Here is a 20,049-nt window from a genome sequence, read left to right as displayed (position 1 = left end):
GCGTCGTTGGATCGTCCTAATTCAATAGGTTATATCAGCCAGATTAAACTTGCCAGACGTCCGGTTATTCCGTCGCGTCGATAGGAGAAAAAATGGCTCGTTTCGTTAACCGTGCAGCGATCGCCACCATAGATGGCCTGAACGCCTGCACGCAACAAGCGTTGGCGAGCCAGCAGGTAGATATTAGCCAAAAACTTATCGCCGTGCGGGGTAAATGCCGCTGCAGCTTCAGCATCTTCCGCCATGAAAGCGGCCCGCACCTCTGGCCCGACCTCAAACTGCTGCGGACCGATCGCCGGCCCCAGCCAGGCGCTAATCTGGCTCGGTGCGGCGCTGAACGCCGCCACGGTTTGCTCCAGCACGCCGTGGCACAATCCGCGCCAGCCGGCGTGGGCGGCAGCCACTTCGTCACCGTGCTGCGAGCAGAACAACACCGGCAGACAATCCGCCGTCATCACGGCACACACCTGCCCCGGCACATTGCTGTACACCGCATCCGCCCGCAAATCGGCAGGTGCTTTCCCCGTCAACGTCACCACGCGAGTGCCGTGCACCTGCTCGAGCCACACCGGCATCTGCGGCAAACCGGCGGCGATAACCAATCGTTCCCGATTGCGTGTCACCGCTTGCTCCTCGTCACCGACGTGGGTGCCGAGGTTCAGCGAGTCATAAGGCGGCAGGCTGACGCCGCCGCCGCGCGTGGTACTGCAGGCCTTAACGCCGGGAGGCAACGGCCAGTCAGGCAGAATGAGCGAGCTCATTACCAGTCCATCTGATCTTTGAATTCTTCGGTGTCCGCCTTCAGCGCGTTGATCAGATCAACCATGTCCTGCGGCAGCGGCGCATGCCACTCCATCTGGATGCCGCTGATCGGATGATACAAACGCAGCATGGTGGCGTGCAGCGCCTGACGGTCAAAGCCGCGCAGCGTGTTGATGAAGGCTTCCGAAGCGCCTTTCGGCGGACGTGGACGGCCGCCGTACAGCGGATCGCCCACCAGCGGATGGCTGATGTAAGCCATGTGTACGCGGATCTGGTGAGTACGGCCGGTTTCCAGACGCAGACGCAGGCGGGTGTGCGCACGGAAATGCTCCATGATGCGATAGTGCGTTACCGCCGGTTTACCCATCGGGTGCACCGCCATATGAGTGCGTTTGGTGGAGTGACGCGCGATAGGCTCTTCTACCGTGCCGCCAGCGGTCATGGTGCCGATCGCCACCGCTTCGTATTCACGGGTGATTTCACGCGCCTGCAGCGCTTCCACCAGCCGGGTTTGCGCCGGCACGGTTTTCGCCACCACCATCAGGCCGGTGGTGTCTTTATCCAGACGGTGCACGATGCCGGCACGCGGCACGTCGGCGATTTCCGGATAATGATACAGCAGCGCATTGAGCACCGTGCCGTCTGGGTTACCGGCACCGGGATGCACCACCAAATCGCGCGGCTTGTTGATCACCAGGATGTCGCTGTCTTCATAGACGATATCCAGCGCGATATCCTGTGGCTCCCAACGCGCCTCTTCTTCAATCTGTGCATCGATGGCGACTGTCTCTCCGCCCAGCACCTTCTCTTTCGGTTTATTTGACGTTTTGCCATTGACCTTCACCCGATCGCCCAGGATCCACTCTTTTATGCGAGATCGTGAATAATCAGGGAACAATTCGGCCAAAGCCTGATCTAAACGTTGTCCGAGTTGAGATTCGGCCACCGTTGCGGTGAGTTGTACTTGTTGTGCCATATGCAGCTTCTTCGTTAACGTTGGGTTTTCACGGCGATGCCGTTTAATATAATGTGCTATTGTACCTGGTCTTTGTCGGGAGCTTAACGGACAGTCTCCCGGAATAACACCCTGAGGATAATCAAAACGTCATGACGCGTATGAAATATCTGGTGGCGGCAGCCACGTTGAGCCTGGCGCTGGCAGGTTGCTCCACATCCAAGGATGCGGTTCCCGACAACCCACCTTCGGAAATCTATGCTACCGCGCAGCAAAAACTGCAGGACGGTAACTTCAAGGGCGCGATTACGCAACTCGAAGCGTTAGATAACCGCTATCCTTTCGGGCCGTATTCCCAGCAGGTCCAGCTGGATTTGATTTACGCCTACTATAAGGCCGCCGACTTGCCGATGGCTCAGGCATCCATCGATCGCTTCATGCGTCTGAACCCGACGCACCCGAACATCGATTACGTGATGTACATGCGCGGCCTGACCGACATGGCGCTCGATGACAGCGCGCTGCAGGGCTTCTTCGGGGTTGACCGTTCTGACCGCGATCCTCAGCACGCTCGCGCTGCGTTCCGCGACTTCAGCCAGTTGATTCAGCAATACCCGAACAGCCAATACGCGACCGACGCCAACAAGCGTTTGGTGTATTTGAAAGACCGCTTGGCCAAGTATGAGCTTTCGGTGGCGGAATACTACACTAAACGCGGTGCTTACGTCGCGGTCGTTAATCGCGCCGAACAGATGTTGCGTGAATTCCCGGATACCAAAGCGACGCACGACGTGTTGCCGCTGATGGAAAATGCCTACAAGCAGCTGCAGCTGAACGGCCAGGCTGACAAAGTGGCCAAAGTGATCGCCGCCAACCCGCAATAAGCGCGCGTCGGTAACGGCAGAAAAACAAAACGGCAGCCTCGGCTGCCGTTTTCATTGGCGTCGACCGGGTTTTCACTGGAAAAATACACAAGTAAAAACACGGTGTTAGCTAGCGCTCCTCACCGGTCAACTCATCGATAATGCGCCATCCGGCGGCAACTCTCAAGCATTAGATAGCCAATTCAAATGCTGAATCACAGATTGAACTAACTTTGCAAAAAGTGACAAAAAATCGTGATTTACATCACGCATTTAAACAAAAAGCGGGGTATGCTGGGTTCACCAAGACGGAAAGACAGAGAGGTAAGTTATATGACATTGAACATTACCAGCAAACAAATGGATATCACTCCCGCAATCCGCAATCACGTCGAAGACCGTCTCACCAAACTGGAAAAATGGCAGACCCAGCTGATAAACCCACATATCGTCTTATCTAAAGAACCGCAGGGGTTTGTCGCCGACGCTACCATTACCACGCCTAACGGCCCGCTGGTCGCCAGCGCCAAACATGATGACATGTACACCGCCGTTAATGAGCTGATCGCCAAGCTGGAACGCCAGTTGAACAAGGTGCAGCATAAAGGCGAAGCGCGCCGCTGCAATGCCAGCGTGAAAGACATCGTGCCGGAAGTCACGCAAGAGCAGGAATAACCGTCCGACAGCGATTGCCGCATCAAACGCGCCCGAGGGCGCGTTTTTTGTCGGGTATTTTTGTTGACGGGGTAAAAGCCAGCGGTTACTTTAAAACCTGTTCGCATTAACCTTAGGTAGACCATGCCACGCACACCGTTTTTCTTCGCATTCTTTTTTACCTTCCCCTGACTGGGAGGCGTTTCGTCGTGTAAGAAAGAATGCGAAGACGAACAACAAAGCCTCCTGGAAACAGGAGGCTTTTTTTATGGCTGTTTTACAACGAATAAGAACTGAAGGCGGAAGCTGATTATGACTGACAACCCGTTATTGGTGCTGCGCGAGCGCATCAGCGCACTGGACTTGAAACTGTTGGCCCTGCTGGCGGAACGCCGTGAGCTGGCGATCGAAGTCGGCAAGACCAAGCTGCACTCTCATCGCCCGATCCGCGATAAAGAGCGCGAGCGCGATCTGCTGGATGCGCTGATCGCCGCCGCCAAGCCTTACGACCTGGACGGCTTTTACGTCACCCGCCTGTTTCAACTGATCATCGAAGATTCCGTCCTGACCCAGCAGGCGTTGCTACAGCACCAGCTCAACCCCGTCAGCCAACATTCCGCCCGCATCGCCTTCCTCGGCCCAAAAGGCTCTTACTCACATCTGGCAGCACGCCAATACGCTGCCCGCCACTTCGATCAGCTGATCGAATGCGGCTGCCAGAAGTTTCAGGATATCTTCACCCAGGTGGAAACCGGCCAGGCGGACTATGCGATTCTGCCTATCGAGAACACCAGCTCCGGGTCGATTAACGAGGTGTACGATCTGCTGCAGCACACCAGCCTGTCGATCGTCGGCGAACTGACCAACCCGATCAATCACTGCGTTCTGATTGCCGGCGACAGCGATCTGAGCCAGATTGAAACCGTCTACAGCCACCCGCAACCGTTCCAGCAGTGCAGCCAGTTCCTGAACCGCTTCCCGCACTGGAAAATCGAATACACTGAAAGCACAGCGGCCGCGATGGAGAAAGTCGCCAAGCTGAATTCGCCGAAGGTGGCTGCTCTGGGCAGCGAAGCCGGCGGCGCACTGTATGGGCTGCAGGTGCTGGAACATAACCTCGCCAACCAGCAGCAGAACATCACCCGTTTTATCGTCCTGGCGCGCAAAGCGATCGACGTCTCCGAACAGGTGCCGGCCAAAACCACGCTGATCATGGCGACCGGCCAACAATCCGGCGCACTGGTCGAAGCGCTGCTGGTACTACGCGACAACGGCATAATCATGACCAAGCTGGAGTCACGCCCGATCAACGGCAATCCGTGGGAAGAGATGTTTTATATCGATGTGCAGGCCAACCTACGCGCCGAGGCGATGCAAAAAGCGCTGCGCGATCTGACGCCAATCACCCGCTCGCTGAAGGTGCTGGGCTGTTACCCGAGCGACACCGTGGTGCCGGTCAACCCATCCTGAAACCATAAAAAAAGGGTTCGGCTTGGCCGAACCCTTTACGTTTACTGCCCGCGTTTCACTGCCGGCTGTCGTTAGCCTGCCGCAACAGCGTGCGGCTCTCCACCAGAAAGCGCTGGGCGTAATCGCCGAACCAATGCTCTACCTTGCGGAAGCTATCGATAAACGCCTGTTTGTCGCCATGCTCCAACAGCTTGATCGCCTCGCCGAAGCGCTGGTAGTAACGCTTAATCAGCGCCACGTTTTCTTCCGACGACATGATGATGTCAGCGTACAGCTGCGGATCCTGCGCGAACAGGCGGCCAACCATCGCCAGCTCCAGCCGGTAGATCGGCGAGGAGAGCGCCAGCAGCTGCTCCAGTTGCACGTTCTCTTCCGCCAGGTGCAGCCCGTAGGCGAAGGTGGCGAAGTGCCGCAGCGCCTGAATAAACGCCATATTCTGATCGTGTTCGACCGCGCTGATACGATGCAGCCGCGCCCCCCACACCTGCAGCTGTTCAAGCAGCCATTGGTAAGCCTCCGGTTGGCGGCCATCGCAGTAAACCACCACCTGCTTCGCCACGCTGCCCACGTCCGGACCAAACATCGGATGCAACCCCACCACCGGGCCGCTGTGCGCCGCCAACATAGCATGCAGCGGACGATTCTTCACCGACGCCAGATCCACCAGAATGCAGTCGTCGGGCAACGGCGGCAGGCGGCTTATCACCTGCTCGGTCACATGGATCGGTACGCTGACAATCACCATACCGGCGTCGGCCAACAGCTGTTCCGCCTGCGGCCAATCTTCCTGATCCAATACCCTGACCTGATAACCCGACAGCGTCAGCAGACGGTTGAACAGCCGGCCCATCTGGCCGTTGCCGCCGATGATGACGATCGGCCGCAGCTGCGGGCACAGAGTTTTAAAACCTTTATCGTTCTCGCTGACGTACGATTCGCGCATCACACGGCGCAAGACGTCCTCGATCAAATCCGGCGGCACGCCGAGGTTTTCCGCCTCCTGGCGGCGCGAGGCCAGCATCGCCGCCTCGCGTTCCGGCACATAAACCGGTAAACCGTGGCGGCTTTTCACCTCCCCCACTTCCGCTACCAGATGCAGGCGTTTCGCCAGCAGATCCAGCAACGCTTTGTCCACCTCGTCGATTTGATCGCGCAGCGCGGTCAGTTCTGCCACCATAACTTACTTTTCTCCCGTGCGTGCCTTCAGCGCAGCGCCGAGTTCCTGATGCATGTGGCGCAGCAGCGTTTCCGTGCTCTCCCAGTCGATGCAGGCGTCGGTGACGGATACGCCGTAACGCATGTCAGCACGCGGCTGTTCGGAAGACTGATTGCCCTCATGCAGATGGCTCTCCAGCATAATGCCGGTAATCGAGCGGTTACCCGCTTTAATCTGCTCCACCACGGACTCGGCCACCGCCGGCTGACGGCGATAGTCTTTATTCGAGTTGCCATGGCTGCAATCTATCATCAAGGACGGATGGAGTCCCGCCTCGAGCATCTGTTTTTCACAGGCCGCAACGTGCTCGGCGCTGTAGTTCGGGGTTTTACCGCCGCGCAGGATCACGTGCCCGTCCGGATTGCCCTGAGTCTGCAGCAAGCAAACCTGGCCCGCCTGGTTGATGCCGACGAAGCGGTGCGGCATAGCGGCGGCGCGCATGGCATTGATGGCGGTACCCAGGCTGCCGTCGGTGCCGTTTTTGAACCCGACCGGCATCGACAGGCCAGAAGCCATTTCACGGTGGGTCTGCGATTCGGTGGTACGCGCACCGATCGCCGACCAGCTGAACAAGTCCCCCAGGTACTGCGGGCTGTTCGGATCCAACGCTTCGGTAGCCAACGGCAAGCCCATGCCCACCAGATCCAGCAACAGGCGACGCGCGATATGCAAGCCTGCTTCAACGTCAAACGAACCGTCCATGTACGGATCGTTGATCAAACCTTTCCAGCCGACAGTGGTTCTGGGTTTTTCAAAATAAACGCGCATAACGATATACAGCTGATCGCTCAAGTCAGCCGCCAGGGTTTTCAAACGACGGGCGTAGTCCAGTGCCGCATCCGGATCGTGGATCGAACAAGGCCCACACACGACCAACAGGCGATGATCGCGCCCCTGCAAAATGTTGGCGATGGTGTTACGCGCGGTGGCGATTTCATTTTCGTCGTCGGCGCTGAGCGGGAACTGGTTCTTCAGCTCCTCCGGCGTGATGAGAACCTGTTCTGCACTGATGTGTACGTTATTGAGCGCGTCTTTTTGCATGATGCTATTCCTGTCGTTTGGCGTTATGCGTTGAAATGGAACATTGAGCGTTTCAGGGCTCTACCCTATCACGATATGTAAAGTTTTCAATCCAATTTCCGTAAATAAAAAATTACCATAATTTATCTTATGAAAGAACATGCATAAATACATCAAGAAAATACAATAAAAACAAACAAATTCAATTAAATAATAAATTCACGAACGCCTCAAAACGCACCTGTTCGCCTTCCCGGCGAAAGCCCCATATCGTAAACATATGTGTACAATTTGTTTTACAGGCAAGATACGCCGCCCGGTCTCGGCGCCAACGAACGGGCAGGCGCGGATACCGTCAGACTCAGCACGAAATGCCGCCGAAAGCGATGAATTTCAGTAGAAGAAAAGCGAATAAATGAGGAATAAAAATTAAAAACTTAAGCTAATAGCGGCTATTTTTGTCGCTGAAATGAACCGATATAATGTGACCGTCATCAACAATAACCACCCTTAACAACTGGATCCAAGATGCTCTCTTCTCGCGCTCGTCGCGCTTTTCCGCTGTATATTTGCTGCTTAACGACTTTCACCAGTGTTTCAGCCTTTGCCGACAATACGCTTTTCACCGCGATGGACGATCCGGCCACCGCCAAGAAACCATTCGAAGGCAACGTGCAGGCGGGCTACAACGCCCAGTCAGGCAACTCGCAGAGCTCCACCCTGCTTGCCAACACCAACATGACCTGGTTCAACAGCGACGCGGCGTACAGCCTGTGGGGGGCGGCTAACAACACCACCTCCTCCAACGTGCGCTCGTCCGAAAAATACCAGGCCGGTGGCCGTACGCGCTATAACCTGACCGATCGCAACTACCTGTTCGGCCAGGCCAGCTGGCTGAGCGACCGTTTCAACGGTTACGACTCACGCTCCACGCTGACCGGCGGCTACGGCCGTCAACTCCTCAACGGGCCGCTTAGCGATCTGCGGGTGGAATTCGGTCCCGGCGTGCGCCATGACGAATACCATGGCGGCGGCCGCTCGACCAAAGGGTTGGCCTATGGCGCGGCCAACTATTCCTATCAGCTGACCGACAACACCAAGTTCATTCAGGGCGTTTCCGCACTGGCGAACGAAGAAACCACGCTGAACTCGGAAAGCGCGTTGAACGTGGCGATCAACGATCGCTTCTCGCTGCGCGTGGCTTACACTGTGACCTACAACAGCAAACCGCCGGCCTCGGCGCCGAAGAACACCGACACGACGACCTCGGTCACGCTGGTCTACGGCCTGTAATTTTCCCCCAATATTTCTCAAAGCCCATCATTGATGGGCTTTTTTTTATGCCTGCCGCCCTCTTTTGCACAATCTGCTAAAAATATTCACCCCACCCATTGACGACTTTAGCAAATAGCTTAATACTGTATGCATATACAGTAATTATTATACAGCCTCGGGGCATGATGGATTTCGATAGAGAGTGGCCAGAAACGCATCGATAGCCGCCACAGTTCCCGAGAGACTGTAAACAAAGCGAGCATAAGCTATGGAGAAAATCACCTCATTCATCACCTACGCCATGGCGTTGTTTCTCGCCTGGCTCGGCAAGCTGTCACCGCAGGACATTGCCTTTCTAGTCGGTGCGGCGGTAGGCATCGGCACGTTTCTGGTGAACTGGTACTACCGACGTAAAAGCCTGCAGATCTTGAAGGCTATTGAACGCAATGCGGCATCACGGAGGAAAATTTACGATGAATGCAATCGTTAAGCGCTGCAGCGTCGCCACCGTTTTGGCCATCGCCGTGCTATTGCCGTCATTTGGCGAGCTGCAAACCTCAGAAGCCGGCCTCAGGCTGATCGCCGATCTCGAAGGCTGCCGCCTGTCGCCTTACCAGTGTAGCGCCGGGGTGTGGACACAGGGCATTGGACACACTGCCGGCGTCATCCCAGACAAGATGATAGATGAACGCAAAGCCGCGGTGGATTTGGTAGACGATGTTCGCCGCACCGAACGCGGCATGGCCGCTTGCCTGCCGCATACGCTCTCGCAACAAACCTATGACGCAGTGATCGCCTTCGCCTTCAATGTGGGCGTCGGCGCAGCCTGCCACTCTACGCTGGTCGCGCTGCTGCAACAGCGCCAATGGCGGCAGGCCTGCGATCAGTTACCACGCTGGATTTACGTAAACGGAAAGAAAAATAAGGGGCTGGAACAGCGACGCGCCATGGAACGCGCACTGTGCTTGCAGGGGATTGCCTCATCATGACGAGTTCGCTCGCCAAAGGGTGATGCCACAACAATTTCACTTAATTTGTTCAAGGGGGTTCTTATGATGCACTGTCCACTATGCGGTCACGTGGCCCACACTCGCTCCAGCCGCTATCTGAGCGAGTCGACCAAAGAGCGTTACCATCAATGCCGCAACATCAATTGCAGCTGCACGTTCGCCACGCACGAGTCCGTCGCGCGGGTGATCGTCAAACCTGGCGATGACATTATCCCGGCGCAGCCTCACCCGCCGGAGAGTCAGCATAAACAAAGCGCCGCGGCGCTATAATGCAAAAAGCCTGCTTATGCAGGCTTTATTATGTTGGCGGCGCGCAGACGAAATCTCGCAAATGTAACCAGTCGAGATTTAAGATAAAAAAAGGGGTTGGCATAATGCCAACCCCTGATAACTATTAACTTTTGGATGCAGCGTTAGCCAACGCGGTTCAGACGCTCTTTGATACGAGCAGCCTTACCAGTACGCTCACGCAGGTAGTACAGTTTAGCTTTACGAACGGCACCACGACGTTTCACAGCAATGCTGTCGATTACTGGGGAGTGAGTCTGGAATACGCGCTCAACACCTTCGCCGTTGGAAATCTTACGAACAGTGAATGCAGAGTGCAGACCGCGGTTACGGATAGCGATAACCACGCCCTCGAATGCCTGCAGACGTTTTTTGCTACCTTCAACGACCCATACCTTCACTTCCACGGAATCACCCGGACGGAATGCAGGTACGTCTTGTTTCATCTGCTCTTGTTCAAGTTGCTTAATAATGTTGCTCATAATATGTCTCTTACCCTAGGTAAACTGATATATCGGTCCCGTCTGTTGTCAGACGTTTCCTTCATAGTCCTGTTGCCTGGCCTGATGTTCCCGTTGGAACTCAGCCAGCAACACCGCTTGCTCGTCAGTCAGAGCTAGGCTTTCTAGAAGTTCAGGTCTTCTAAGCCAGGTTCGGCCCAGCGACTGCTTTAAGCGCCAGCGACGTATCTCGGCATGGTTACCCGACAGCAGAACTGGCGGTACCTCCATCCCTTCCAACACCTCTGGGCGGGTATAGTGCGGGCAGTCCAGCAATCCGTCGGCGAAGGAGTCTTCCTCCGCTGAGGCCTGATGGCCCAGCACACCCGGTATGAAACGGGCGACTGAATCAATCAGGGTCATTGCCGGCAGTTCCCCGCCGCTGAGAACGTAATCGCCGATTGACCATTCTTCGTCAATTTCGGTTTGGATTACGCGCTCGTCTATCCCTTCGTAACGGCCGCATACCAGAATCATCTTCTGATTGGCCGCCAGTTCGCACACGCCGGTTTGATCCAGCTTGCGCCCCTGAGGTGACAGATAAATCACCTTTGCTCCCTCGCCTGCCGCTGCTTTCGCCGCATGAATGGCTTCCCGTAAAGGTTGCACCATCATCAGCATTCCCGGGCCGCCGCCGTAAGGGCGATCGTCCACGGTACGATGCCGGTCGTAGGTGAAGTCGCGAGGACTCCAACACTGCACGCTCAGCAGGCCATTTTTTACTGCCCGGCCAGTCACCCCGTAATCGGTGATAGCGCGGAACATCTCAGGAAACAGGCTTACAATACCGATGAACACAAGCCCATCCCCTTACCGTTATTCCACTTGCTTCGACCGTTTGATCCGGGGGTCAAAAACCAGGATCCCAATCTGCCTCAATCACGCGGGCAGTGAGATCGACTTTCTTGATAACCTGCCCATGAAGAAACGGAATCAACCGCTCCTTCATGCCGAACGCATCTTTCAGGTTCGCTTTCACAACCATCACATCGTTCGAGCCGGTTTCCATCATATCGATGACTTTACCCAGCTCGTAGCCGGCGGTGGTGACTACCTGGCAGCCCATCAGGTCTTTCCAGTAGTAATCGTCACCCTCCAGCGGAGGAAGTTGCTCAGAATCCACCATAATCTCGCGATTAGTCAGCAGATTCGCCGCGTCCCGATCGTCAATGCCTTTGACCTTGATGATCAGATCCTGACTGTGGCGCTTCCAGTCTTCCAACTCGATATGCTGCCACTGACCCGCCTGCTGGATAAACCACGGCTGATAGTCAAAAATGCTTTCGGCGTTCTCGGTGGATGAAAACACTCTGAGCCAACCACGAATGCCGTAAGCGGACCCCATTTTACCGAGTACAATCGGCTGCTTAGGCGCTACCGGTTTGAGTTGCTTGCTCATTGCCACCACCGCGACAGATTAAGCTGCTTTCTTAGCGTCTTTGATCAGCGCGTGAACGCGATCAGAAACGGTTGCACCCAGACCAACCCAGTGCTCGATGCGGTCCAGGTCCAGACGCAGTGCTTCAGCCTGACCGGAAGCGATCGGGTTGAAGAAGCCAACGCGCTCGATGAAACGACCATCACGAGCGTTGCGGCTGTCGGTCACTACTACTTGATAGAACGGACGCTTTTTAGCGCCGCCACGTGCCAAACGAATTGTTACCATAACATCCTCTTTAGTTAATAAAACAGCCGGGCCCCATTGAGGGACGGGGCCCGGTTGCAATATAAAAAGCCCGAAAATTTTACTCATTTTGGCGCAAAAAGCAATCTAAAGCGTCGATCGCAGGGGATAACTTTTGCAGCCTGTCAAATTTCGGGCGGTTTTCACCGCGAACGGCGAATCCTGAAAGCGCCCGCACTCAGCGTGCGGAGGCCCATCAGCGGCCTGGGAAGCCCGGTGGCATCATACCTTTCATGCCGCGCATCATCTTCGCCATACCGCCTTTCTTCATCTTCTTCATCATACGCTGCATTTCGTCGAACTGCTTCAGCAAGCGGTTGACGTCCTGCACCTGCATGCCGGCCCCCATCGCGATGCGGCGCTTGCGCGAGCCCTTGATGATTTCAGGTTTGGCGCGCTCTTTCAGCGTCATCGAGTTGATGATCGCCTCCATGCGCACCAGCACTTTGTCGTCCATCTGCGATTTGACGTTGTCCGGCAGTTGGCCCGCGCCCGGCAGCTTGCTCAACATGTTGGCCATACCGCCCATGTTGCGCATCTGCTTGAGCTGCTCCAGGAAGTCGGTCAGATCGAAACCGTCGCCCTTCTTCAGCTTGTTGGCCAGTTTCTCCGCCTGCTCGCGGTCGACCTTGCTTTCGATATCTTCGATCAGTGACAGCACGTCGCCCATGCCCAGGATGCGTGATGCCACGCGATCCGGGTAGAACGGCTCCAGCGCTTCGGTCTTCTCGCCCACGCCGAGGAATTTGATCGGCTTGCCGGTGATGTGGCGGATGGACAATGCGGCACCGCCGCGCGCGTCGCCGTCGACCTTGGTCAGCACCACGCCGGTCAGCGGCAGCGCTTCATTAAACGCCTTGGCGGTATTGGCGGCGTCCTGGCCGGTCATGGCGTCAACCACGAACAGGGTTTCCACCGGCTTGATCGCCGCATGCACCTGTTTGATCTCGTCCATCATCGCTTCGTCAACGTGCAGACGGCCGGCGGTATCGACGATCAGTACGTCGTAGAATTTCAGCTTGGCCTGTTGCAGCGCGCGATTGACGATGTCGATCGGTTTTTCTTTGACGTCAGACGGGAAGAAATCGATGCCGACACCTTCCGCCAGCGTTTCCAGCTGTTTGATCGCCGCTGGGCGATAAACGTCCGCGGAAACCACCAACACTTTCTTCTTCTGTTTTTCTTTCAGGAACTTGCCGAGCTTACCGACGCTGGTGGTTTTACCGGCGCCCTGCAGGCCCGCCATCAGCACCACGGCCGGCGGCTGAGCCGCCAGATTCAGCTCGGTGTTGACTTCGCCCATCGCGGCGATCAGCTCGCCCTTGACGATCTTGACGAACTCCTGCCCCGGCGTCAGGCTCTTGTTGACTTCATGGCCAACCGCGCTCTCTTTGACGCGGTTGATGAAGTCGCGCACCACCGGCAGCGCAACGTCCGCTTCCAGCAATGCCATACGCACTTCACGCAGGGTTTCCTTGATATTTTCTTCGGTCAGCCGCCCGCGGCCGCTGATATTGCGCAACGTGCGCGACAATCGATCGGTTAAATTTTCAAACATCGTCTCATGCTCAACGTGTAATGACAGGCCGCTCCGGCGACACAATTGCGCCGATGATAACACGAAGCGAGCAGGATCTCTGCCTCAGCGTTGGAGATAGGTTGGAGTGAAACGCGCGCAACGTTATACTGACACTCCAATTAACCACGCCGAAGCAAAATTAAACGCTATGCCAGTTTTCTCCATTGTGGCTTTGATGGCCTACCTGCTCAGCCTTGGACTGATCATTCCCAGCTTGTTGCGGAAGAACAGCGCATACCGTCGACTGGCCCTCGTCTCGGCGGTGGTGGCGCTGATTTGCCACGCCATCGCGCTGCAGCAGCGCATCTTTGACGTCAGCGCCGGGCAGAATCTCAGCCTGCTGAACATTGGTTCTATCGTCAGCCTGATCATCTGCTCGGTGATGACCTTCGTCGCTTCGCGCGACCGCGGCTGGTTCCTGCTGCCGATCGTCTACAGCTTCGCGATGATCAACCTGGCCTTCGCCAGCTTTATGCCCGGCGAGTTTATCACTCACCTGGAGGCCAGCCCGGAATTGATGGTGCATATCGGTCTGGCGCTGTTCTCTTACGCCACCCTGATCATCGCTGCACTCTACGCCTTGCAGCTCGCCTGGCTCGACTACCTGTTGAAAAACAAGAAGCTGACCTTCAGCGCCGACATGCCGCCGCTGATGAGCATCGAGCGCAAGATGTTCCATATCACCCAGATCGGCGTGGTGCTGCTGACGCTCACCCTGTGTACCGGCCTGCTGTACATGGATAACCTGTTCAGCAAAGAGAACGTGCATAAAGCCGTGCTGTCGATCATGGCCTGGTTCGTGTATATCGTGCTGTTGTGGGGCCATTACCATGAAGGCTGGCGCGGCCGCCGCGTCGTCTGGTTCAGCTTCGCCGGCGCCTTCCTGCTGACGCTCGCCTATTTCGGCAGCCGTCTGATTCAGCAGGTGATGGTGCGCTAGGCCAGCCTGGCTCAATTCTCCCTCTCTATAAGGAATACTGCATTGGAGCATGTGTCGACGGGGACCCTCATCATTATCCTGGTGATCATGATCGTGGTCTCCGCTTACTTCTCCGCCTCCGAAACCGGCATGATGACGCTCAACCGTTATCGCCTGCGTCATCTGTCCAAACAGGGCAACCGCTCGGCGCGTCGGGTGGAGAAGCTGCTGCAAAAACCGGATCGGCTGATCGGCCTGGTGCTGATCGGCAACAACCTGGTCAACATCCTCGCCTCGGCGCTGGCGACCATCGTCGGCATGCGGCTGTATGGCGATCTCGGCGTGGCGATCGCGACCGGCATACTGACCTTCGCCGTGCTGCTGTTCGCCGAAGTGCTGCCGAAGACCTTCGCCGCCCTCTATCCGGAACGTATTGCCTTCCCCAGCAGCGTCCTGCTGGCCCCGTTGCAAAAGGTGATGTTCCCGCTGGTCTGGTTGCTTAACGGCATCACCAGCCTGACCTTGCGCCTGTTCGGCATTCGCACCAACGTGCGCATCAGCGACGCCGTCAGCAAGGATGAGCTGCGCACCATCGTGCGCGAATCCCAGTCGCAGATCTCCCGCCGCAATCAGGACATGCTGATCTCGGTGCTGGATCTGGAAAAGGTGACGGTCAACGACATCATGGTGCCACGCACCGAGATCGTCGGCATCGACGTCAACGACGACTGGAAGTCGATCATGCGCCAGCTGACCCACTCGCCACACGGCCGCATCGTGCTGTATCGCAGCTCGTTGGACGATGCGATCGGCATGCTGCGCGTGCGCGAAGCCTATCGCCTGATGACCGAGAAAAAAGAGTTCAACAAAGAGAACCTGCTGCGCGCCGCCGACGAGATTTATTTCGTGCCGGAAGGCACGCCGCTCAACGTGCAGTTGGTGAAGTTCCAGCGCAATAAAGAGAAGGTCGGCATCGTGGTCGACGAGTACGGCGACATTCAGGGCCTGGTCACGGTGGAAGACATCCTCGAGGAGATCGTCGGCGACTTCACCACCTCGATGTCACCGACGCTGGCGGAAGAAGTCACGCCGCAGAGCGACGGTTCGGTCTTGATCGACGGCACCGCCAACGTACGGGAGCTGAACAAAGCCTTCAACTGGACCTTGCCGGCCAATGAAGCCCGTACCGTCAACGGTATGCTGCTGGAAGAACTGGAAGAGATCCCCGAAATCGGCACCCGGGTGCGTATCGGCCATTACGATATCGACATTCTCGACGTACAGGGCAACATGATCAAACAGGTGCGAGTCACGCCGATCACCTCGCTGCAGTCCAGCGTCGGCCATCACTGACCGCCGGCCAGAACGTAAAAAAGACGCGAAATCGCGTCTTTTTTGTTTCTGCGGGAAACGTACGGTCAGATATGCAGCTCCTGCAGCTTCTCTTTCGGCAGCGCCAGCTCGTCGTTGTGGTTCACCACCACGCCGTTATCCAGAATGTGCTTGGCGATTTCCTGCGCTTCTTCCAGCGAGTGCATGTGGTAGGTACCACACTGGTACTCGTTCAGCTCAGGGATCTTGCGCTGGTCGGTCACTTTCAGCACGTCGGCCATCGCCGCTTTCCAGGCATCGGCAACGCGCTGCTCTTCCGGCACGCCGATCAGGCTCATGTAGAAACCGGTGCGGCAGCCCATTGGGGAGATGTCGATAATCTCCACGCCCTGGCCGTTCAGGTGGTCGCGCATAAAGCCGGCGAACAGGTGTTCCAGCGTGTGAATGCCGCGTTCGGGCATCACTTCCAGGTTCGGGCGGCAAAAGCGCAGATCAAATACCGTGATGGTATCACCATGAGGCGTTTTCATGGTTTTCGCAACGCGGACAGCCGGGGCTGCCATACGGGTATGATCGACGGTAAAGCTATCCAGCAATGGCATTTCGCTACCTCCTCGTAAAAGAGCATTTATTTCGAAACTTTTTTTCCTAACCGGGAAACCTTTTCCAACCCTGCGAGTCTGAGTATGTGAAAGACGCGCATTTGTTATCATCATCCCTGTCATCAGAGATGCATATTTGGCCACATTGATGTGGCCTTTTTCTTTTTCAGCTTCCGCCGTTTTGCTTCAGGAACGCTTCAAAGCTTAGCGTATCATTGGCTTCTATGTCGCGTTGGCGCTGCCACGAGGCTTCCCGCTCTTTATCCAGCTCGGCCTCATTCAGGATTTCCAACGGTTCTTCCAGCAACGTCTGGCGATACTGCTCCGCCAGCTGCAGACCGACGCGCCCAGTGCCTTCCGCCTTCATCGCCTTCAGAATGCGCGCGGAGAAGGTCAGCTCAGGATCGTCAAATGCGGCGACCAGCTCATCGCACACCTGCTGGTATTGACGGTTGCCGGCTTCGCCGTCCAACACTTCCGCGACCCGACGCAGATCGGCGAACAGCGCCTTACCCACTTTTTCCAGCGGCTCATGGCTGGCACCACAGCCGATGCCGATGGTCTGGCCCGGCTTGCGCCCTTCCAGAATCACCCGGTTCCAGTTCTTGCGCGTGCACAGCAGTTCATCGCTGCTCATCTCCGGCGCATCGGCCAGCGCGCACCACACCAGGAACAGATCCAGGAAACGCGCCTGCACCGCATCCACGCCGATCGGCGAGAACGGGTTGATATCCAGCGAACGCACTTCGATATATTCGATACCGCCGCGCAGCAGCGCGTCTGACGGCGTCTCGCCGCTTTTGGTCACGCGCTTCGGCCGGATCGGCGCATACAGCTCGTTTTCGATTTGCAGCACGTTACTGTTCAACTGCAGGTAGCGGTCACCCTCTTTCACGCCCAGCTTGGCGAACTCTTCGGAAGGCGTAACGATCGCCCGCTTCAGACCGGCCACATAGCTGTGCAGATCGTTGAAGGTGATGCCCAGATTACTCTGCGACTTGTTGGTGTAACCCAGGTCGCTCAGACGCAGCGAGGTGGCGTACGGCAGATAGCACATCCCCTGCTCGGTGCGTTCGAACGGCAGAGTGGTCTCGCGCCCTTTGAGGAACGAAGAACAAATGGCCGGCGATGCGCCGAACAGATACGGGATCACCCAACCGAAACGGTAATAGTTGCGGATCAGGCGGAAATACCCCGCCGAGATCTGCTCTTTACCGCTTTCTGCGTCCTGCACGCCAGCCCAGGCCTGCCAAAACTCCAGCGGCAGCGAGAAGTTGTAGTGCACGCCGGAAATGGTCTGCATCAACGCGCCATAGCGATTCTTCAACCCTTCGCGGTACAGCGTCTTCATGCGGCCGATGTTCGACGAACCGAACTGCGCCAGCTCAATATCCTGCTCGGCTTCGATAAAGCACGGCATGCTGAGCGGCCACATGCGCTCATCGCCAATATTGCGCGCCACGTAGCGATGAATATCGCGCAGGAACGTCAGCAGGTGATCGATATTGTCATCAACCGGCGTAATAAACTCTAACAGCGCCTCGGCGAAGTCCGTGGTGATCCAGTGGTGCGTCAATGCCGCCCCCAGCTTTTCCGGATGCCCGGTGGTCGCCAAGGTGCCGTTCGGCGTGACTCGCAGCGTTTCACGCTCGATGCCGCGACGAATGCCTTTTAATGCCTGAGGATGGGCTTCCAACCAAGAAAGCGCCTGTGATACGTCCGGGATCAAATTGACCTCCCGCTTCTAAAAACAATAACTCGTAAGCATACTGAATCCGCACCCGAGAGAATATTGAGTTATATTCACTTGGTTACTGCCACCAGGCGATGCCCTGTACCGTTATCATAGTCAAAACGATGTAACGCAGCGCCTTTCCGATACACAGAAACAGCGCGACAGAGCCCCAGGGCATGCGCAGCCAACCTGCCAACACGCACAACAAATCGCCCACCACCGGCACCCAACTGAGCAACAGCGCAGCCGGGCCGAAGCGTTGCAGCCACCCGAGCGCCGTTGCCAGCCCCCGCTGTGGTTTCAACGCCGGTAACAGGCGCCCGATAATGACATTGGTCAAGCCGCCCAGCGTGTTGCCCAGGGTCGCGGCCAGCACCAGCAATTCCGGCGAGACGCGACTCTGGGTCAGCAAGGCGACCAGAACGATTTCTGAATTTCCCGGCAGCAGCGTCGCACTGAGGAAGCTACTGCCAAATAACGATATTACGGCTAGCGTACTACTCACAGCGTGCGGACGTCTACCACAGCCATACCGGCACTTTTCGCCGCCTGAATGCCAAATTCGGCATCTTCAAACACCACGCATTTTTCCGGCGGCACGCCGATCAGTTCAGCACAGCGTAAGAAGGTATCCGGCTCCGGTTTATGGCGCTGTACGTCGTCCGCGCCGACGATCGCGTCGAAGCAGTCGAACAGGCCGAGATGACGCAGCAGCATTTCCGCCATGCGGTGCTCGCTGCCGGTACCGACCGCCATCGGACGGCGACCGTGATAGGACTTCACCACCTCGATCAGCGGCAAGGGACGCACGCTATCCAGCAGCATCGCTTCCACCGCGCGGGTTTTCTCCGCCGCCAGGTGATGGGGATCGAGGTCGGCCTGATGGCTGGCGATAATCGCCTGAGCGATGCGCCAGGTCGGCGAACCGCTCAGCGCCACCATGGCCGTTTCATCAAACGTCATGCCATAACGGGACAACACTTCATGCCACGCTTTACGGTGCGTTGGCTCGGTGTCCAGAATCGTGCCGTCCATGTCGAAAATAAGACCCTGATAGCGGTCGTACATCGTTACTCCATGATCGTTGAGGAAAGAAAACTACTTTAGCGTAAAGCCGATGGGTTGTCGCTGACTGCGTCATAGCGGAATGTGCTGTGCCTAATCGTACACAAAGGGGAAAGAGGGGGAGATAGATAAAGGCTGAAAAGCGAAAAACCCGCCGAGGCGGGTTTCTCTTAGATGGTGCATCCAGGAGGATTCGAACCTCCGACCGCTCGGTTCGTAGCCGAGTACTCTATCCAGCTGAGCTATGGATGCATGTCTATTTTTTTACTGCTTGCCTGCTTCGCTAACGAAACACGACAGAAAGAATGGTGCATCCAGGAGGATTCGAACCTCCGACCGCTCGGTTCGTAGCCGAGTACTCTATCCAGCTGAGCTATGGATGCACAGGAATTCTTTTTTGATACCGTATGGTACGTTGTTACTACCCCACCATACTGCAAAATATGGTGCATCCAGGAGGATTCGAACCTCCGACCGCTCGGTTCGTAGCCGAGTACTCTATCCAGCTGAGCTATGGATGCAAATGGCGGTGAGGCGGGGATTCGAACCCCGGATGCAGCTTTTGACCGCATACTCCCTTAGCAGGGGAGCGCCTTCAGCCTCTCGGCCACCTCACCATACGCTTCTTTCGAATTGTGCCTAACTTGCTTTGGAGAAGCTCATCGGCACTGCGTGGCGCACATATTACTTTCTCCGACTTTTAAGTCAAACAATTTTTCCCAACTCATGCGCGTTTGCACAATTCACACCCAACATGGGCGATTTCACGGCAAAAAGGGCGTTTTATCAACAGGCAACCGCAGCGTCTGTGGCAACAAAGCAGGAAACTCACCGGGAAAATAATCACGAAAAAGAGAGGGGGGAACGAAAGAAGTGGGTAAAACGATGCAGTAGCGTCTCGTCTGGCAACGAGACGCTGCTTCGGAATCAGTAAGTCGTCTGCTGAGACTTCTCTGCCTGAATGCGCTGATAGATTTCTTCACGGTGAACCGAAACCTCTTTGGGGGCATTCACACCAATACGCACCTGGTTGCCTTTTACCCCTAGCACAGTGACCGTAACCTCATCGCCAATCATGAGGGTTTCACCAACTCGACGAGTCAGAATTAACATTCTTTGC

At 56.4% G+C, this 20,049-nt stretch carries 24 protein-coding genes, 4 tRNA genes and 1 other annotated feature; of the genes, 10 read left to right on the top strand and 18 right to left on the bottom strand.

Going from position 1 to position 20,049, the window contains the following annotated elements; translation table 11 throughout:
• Nucleotides 1–29 precede the first annotated feature (29 nt).
• Together yfiH and rluD are read right to left on the bottom strand one after the other, a co-directional pair.
• Entirely contained in the window at nucleotides 30–761 is a 732-nt protein-coding gene (yfiH, locus tag GUC32_RS04010; RefSeq protein ID WP_025301646.1) for a purine nucleoside phosphorylase YfiH, read from the bottom strand.
• Nucleotides 761–1,738 carry a 23S rRNA pseudouridine(1911/1915/1917) synthase RluD gene (rluD, locus tag GUC32_RS04005; RefSeq protein WP_028127833.1) on the bottom strand — a complete coding sequence of 326 codons (978 nt, stop codon included), beginning with the start codon at nucleotides 1,736–1,738 and terminating at the stop codon, nucleotides 761–763. Before rluD ends, yfiH begins: the two co-directional genes overlap by 1 nt.
• Before the next feature lie 131 nt (nucleotides 1,739–1,869).
• On the opposite strand from rluD, the gene bamD reads away from it, so the two are divergent.
• From bamD to pheA, 4 genes are all read left to right on the top strand, one after another.
• On the top strand, nucleotides 1,870–2,601 hold the full coding sequence (gene bamD, locus GUC32_RS04000; RefSeq protein WP_004932456.1) for an outer membrane protein assembly factor BamD: 732 nt from the start codon (nucleotides 1,870–1,872) through the stop codon (nucleotides 2,599–2,601).
• A 312-nt stretch (nucleotides 2,602–2,913) separates the two neighbouring features.
• On the top strand, nucleotides 2,914–3,255 hold the full coding sequence (raiA, locus tag GUC32_RS03995; protein ID WP_004932457.1) for a ribosome-associated translation inhibitor RaiA: 342 nt from the start codon (nucleotides 2,914–2,916) through the stop codon (nucleotides 3,253–3,255).
• A gap of 122 nt (nucleotides 3,256–3,377) precedes the next feature.
• Nucleotides 3,378–3,504, top strand: a sequence feature (Phe leader region).
• A complete protein-coding gene (locus tag GUC32_RS03990; protein ID WP_101428074.1) occupies nucleotides 3,379–3,426 on the top strand; it encodes a hypothetical protein in 48 nt (15 codons plus the stop codon). Its footprint overlaps the feature before it by 48 nt.
• 42 nt (nucleotides 3,505–3,546) lie before the next feature.
• Complete coding sequence (pheA, locus tag GUC32_RS03985) at nucleotides 3,547–4,704, top strand: bifunctional chorismate mutase/prephenate dehydratase (RefSeq protein WP_025301644.1); 1,158 nt, start codon at nucleotides 3,547–3,549, stop codon at nucleotides 4,702–4,704.
• Between the two features lie 55 nt (nucleotides 4,705–4,759).
• On the opposite strand, the gene tyrA is transcribed toward pheA, so the two are convergent.
• Both tyrA and GUC32_RS03975 read right to left on the bottom strand, forming a co-directional pair.
• On the bottom strand, nucleotides 4,760–5,881 hold the full coding sequence (tyrA, locus tag GUC32_RS03980) for a bifunctional chorismate mutase/prephenate dehydrogenase (protein WP_016929015.1): 1,122 nt from the start codon (nucleotides 5,879–5,881) through the stop codon (nucleotides 4,760–4,762).
• A 3-nt stretch (nucleotides 5,882–5,884) separates the two neighbouring features.
• Entirely contained in the window at nucleotides 5,885–6,961 is a 1,077-nt protein-coding gene (locus GUC32_RS03975; RefSeq protein ID WP_025301643.1) for a 3-deoxy-7-phosphoheptulonate synthase, read from the bottom strand.
• A 507-nt stretch (nucleotides 6,962–7,468) separates the two neighbouring features.
• Between GUC32_RS03975 and GUC32_RS03970 the strand changes: the two genes are divergently transcribed.
• From GUC32_RS03970 to GUC32_RS03955, 4 genes are all read left to right on the top strand, one after another.
• The gene (locus GUC32_RS03970) at nucleotides 7,469–8,233 is read left to right on the top strand and encodes a YdiY family protein (protein WP_025301642.1); all 765 of its coding nucleotides are present in this window, start codon (nucleotides 7,469–7,471) and stop codon (nucleotides 8,231–8,233) included.
• Nucleotides 8,234–8,483: 250 nt separating this feature from the next.
• Nucleotides 8,484–8,705 (top strand): holin, encoded by a 222-nt coding sequence (locus GUC32_RS03965; RefSeq protein ID WP_025301641.1) that lies wholly within the window; start codon nucleotides 8,484–8,486, stop codon nucleotides 8,703–8,705.
• Nucleotides 8,689–9,204 (top strand): lysozyme, encoded by a 516-nt coding sequence (locus GUC32_RS03960; RefSeq protein ID WP_049208782.1) that lies wholly within the window; start codon nucleotides 8,689–8,691, stop codon nucleotides 9,202–9,204. The genes GUC32_RS03965 and GUC32_RS03960 overlap by 17 nt, the downstream gene beginning before the upstream one ends.
• 63 nt (nucleotides 9,205–9,267) lie before the next feature.
• Nucleotides 9,268–9,495 carry an ogr/Delta-like zinc finger family protein gene (locus tag GUC32_RS03955; RefSeq protein WP_025301639.1) on the top strand — a complete coding sequence of 76 codons (228 nt, stop codon included), beginning with the start codon at nucleotides 9,268–9,270 and terminating at the stop codon, nucleotides 9,493–9,495.
• A gap of 143 nt (nucleotides 9,496–9,638) precedes the next feature.
• Here the strand turns inward: GUC32_RS03955 and rplS are convergent, their stop codons facing one another.
• The 5 genes from rplS to ffh all read right to left on the bottom strand — a co-directional run bounded on the left by rplS (nucleotide 9,639) and on the right by ffh (nucleotide 13,255).
• A complete protein-coding gene (gene rplS, locus GUC32_RS03950; protein WP_025301638.1) occupies nucleotides 9,639–9,995 on the bottom strand; it encodes a 50S ribosomal protein L19 in 357 nt (118 codons plus the stop codon).
• A 48-nt stretch (nucleotides 9,996–10,043) separates the two neighbouring features.
• Complete coding sequence (gene trmD / locus GUC32_RS03945; protein WP_004932485.1) at nucleotides 10,044–10,811, bottom strand: tRNA (guanosine(37)-N1)-methyltransferase TrmD; 768 nt, start codon at nucleotides 10,809–10,811, stop codon at nucleotides 10,044–10,046.
• Nucleotides 10,812–10,863: 52 nt separating this feature from the next.
• Nucleotides 10,864–11,412, bottom strand: a complete 549-nt coding sequence (rimM, locus tag GUC32_RS03940; protein WP_019455135.1) for a ribosome maturation factor RimM — start codon at nucleotides 11,410–11,412, stop codon at nucleotides 10,864–10,866.
• Nucleotides 11,413–11,430: 18 nt separating this feature from the next.
• Nucleotides 11,431–11,679 carry a 30S ribosomal protein S16 gene (gene rpsP / locus GUC32_RS03935; RefSeq protein ID WP_004932501.1) on the bottom strand — a complete coding sequence of 83 codons (249 nt, stop codon included), beginning with the start codon at nucleotides 11,677–11,679 and terminating at the stop codon, nucleotides 11,431–11,433.
• Between the two features lie 214 nt (nucleotides 11,680–11,893).
• On the bottom strand, nucleotides 11,894–13,255 hold the full coding sequence (ffh, locus tag GUC32_RS03930) for a signal recognition particle protein (RefSeq protein WP_004932504.1): 1,362 nt from the start codon (nucleotides 13,253–13,255) through the stop codon (nucleotides 11,894–11,896).
• Nucleotides 13,256–13,424: 169 nt separating this feature from the next.
• On the opposite strand from ffh, the gene GUC32_RS03925 reads away from it, so the two are divergent.
• Nucleotides 13,425–14,216 (top strand): inner membrane protein YpjD, encoded by a 792-nt coding sequence (locus GUC32_RS03925; RefSeq protein ID WP_004932506.1) that lies wholly within the window; start codon nucleotides 13,425–13,427, stop codon nucleotides 14,214–14,216.
• Between the two features lie 42 nt (nucleotides 14,217–14,258).
• Complete coding sequence (locus tag GUC32_RS03920; RefSeq protein ID WP_016929024.1) at nucleotides 14,259–15,548, top strand: HlyC/CorC family transporter; 1,290 nt, start codon at nucleotides 14,259–14,261, stop codon at nucleotides 15,546–15,548.
• A gap of 65 nt (nucleotides 15,549–15,613) precedes the next feature.
• Here the strand turns inward: GUC32_RS03920 and luxS are convergent, their stop codons facing one another.
• From luxS to csrA, 9 genes are all read right to left on the bottom strand, one after another.
• Nucleotides 15,614–16,129 (bottom strand): S-ribosylhomocysteine lyase, encoded by a 516-nt coding sequence (gene luxS / locus GUC32_RS03915; RefSeq protein ID WP_004932513.1) that lies wholly within the window; start codon nucleotides 16,127–16,129, stop codon nucleotides 15,614–15,616.
• 166 nt (nucleotides 16,130–16,295) lie between these two features.
• Nucleotides 16,296–17,858 (bottom strand): glutamate--cysteine ligase, encoded by a 1,563-nt coding sequence (gene gshA / locus GUC32_RS03910; protein ID WP_015376703.1) that lies wholly within the window; start codon nucleotides 17,856–17,858, stop codon nucleotides 16,296–16,298.
• An 82-nt stretch (nucleotides 17,859–17,940) separates the two neighbouring features.
• On the bottom strand, nucleotides 17,941–18,369 hold the full coding sequence (locus GUC32_RS03905; protein WP_025159656.1) for a YqaA family protein: 429 nt from the start codon (nucleotides 18,367–18,369) through the stop codon (nucleotides 17,941–17,943).
• On the bottom strand, nucleotides 18,366–18,932 hold the full coding sequence (yqaB, locus tag GUC32_RS03900) for a fructose-1-phosphate/6-phosphogluconate phosphatase (protein WP_025301636.1): 567 nt from the start codon (nucleotides 18,930–18,932) through the stop codon (nucleotides 18,366–18,368). The genes GUC32_RS03905 and yqaB overlap by 4 nt, the downstream gene beginning before the upstream one ends.
• Before the next feature lie 172 nt (nucleotides 18,933–19,104).
• A tRNA-Arg gene (locus GUC32_RS03895) sits at nucleotides 19,105–19,181 on the bottom strand.
• Between the two features lie 54 nt (nucleotides 19,182–19,235).
• A tRNA-Arg gene (locus GUC32_RS03890) sits at nucleotides 19,236–19,312 on the bottom strand.
• 61 nt (nucleotides 19,313–19,373) lie between these two features.
• A tRNA-Arg gene (locus GUC32_RS03885) sits at nucleotides 19,374–19,450 on the bottom strand.
• Nucleotides 19,451–19,453: 3 nt separating this feature from the next.
• A tRNA-Ser gene (locus tag GUC32_RS03880) sits at nucleotides 19,454–19,546 on the bottom strand.
• A gap of 310 nt (nucleotides 19,547–19,856) precedes the next feature.
• Nucleotides 19,857–20,042, bottom strand: coding sequence for a carbon storage regulator CsrA (gene csrA, locus GUC32_RS03875; protein WP_004091602.1), 186 nt, complete (start codon nucleotides 20,040–20,042; stop codon nucleotides 19,857–19,859).
• Nucleotides 20,043–20,049: the final 7 nt, after the last annotated feature.

This window comes from Serratia sp. NGAS9, assembly GCF_009905295.1.
In the GTDB taxonomy this organism is placed as follows: domain Bacteria; phylum Pseudomonadota; class Gammaproteobacteria; order Enterobacterales; family Enterobacteriaceae; genus Serratia; species Serratia bockelmannii.
Note: the sequence above shows the minus strand (reverse complement) of the source record. Positions and strands in the feature narration are given on the sequence as shown.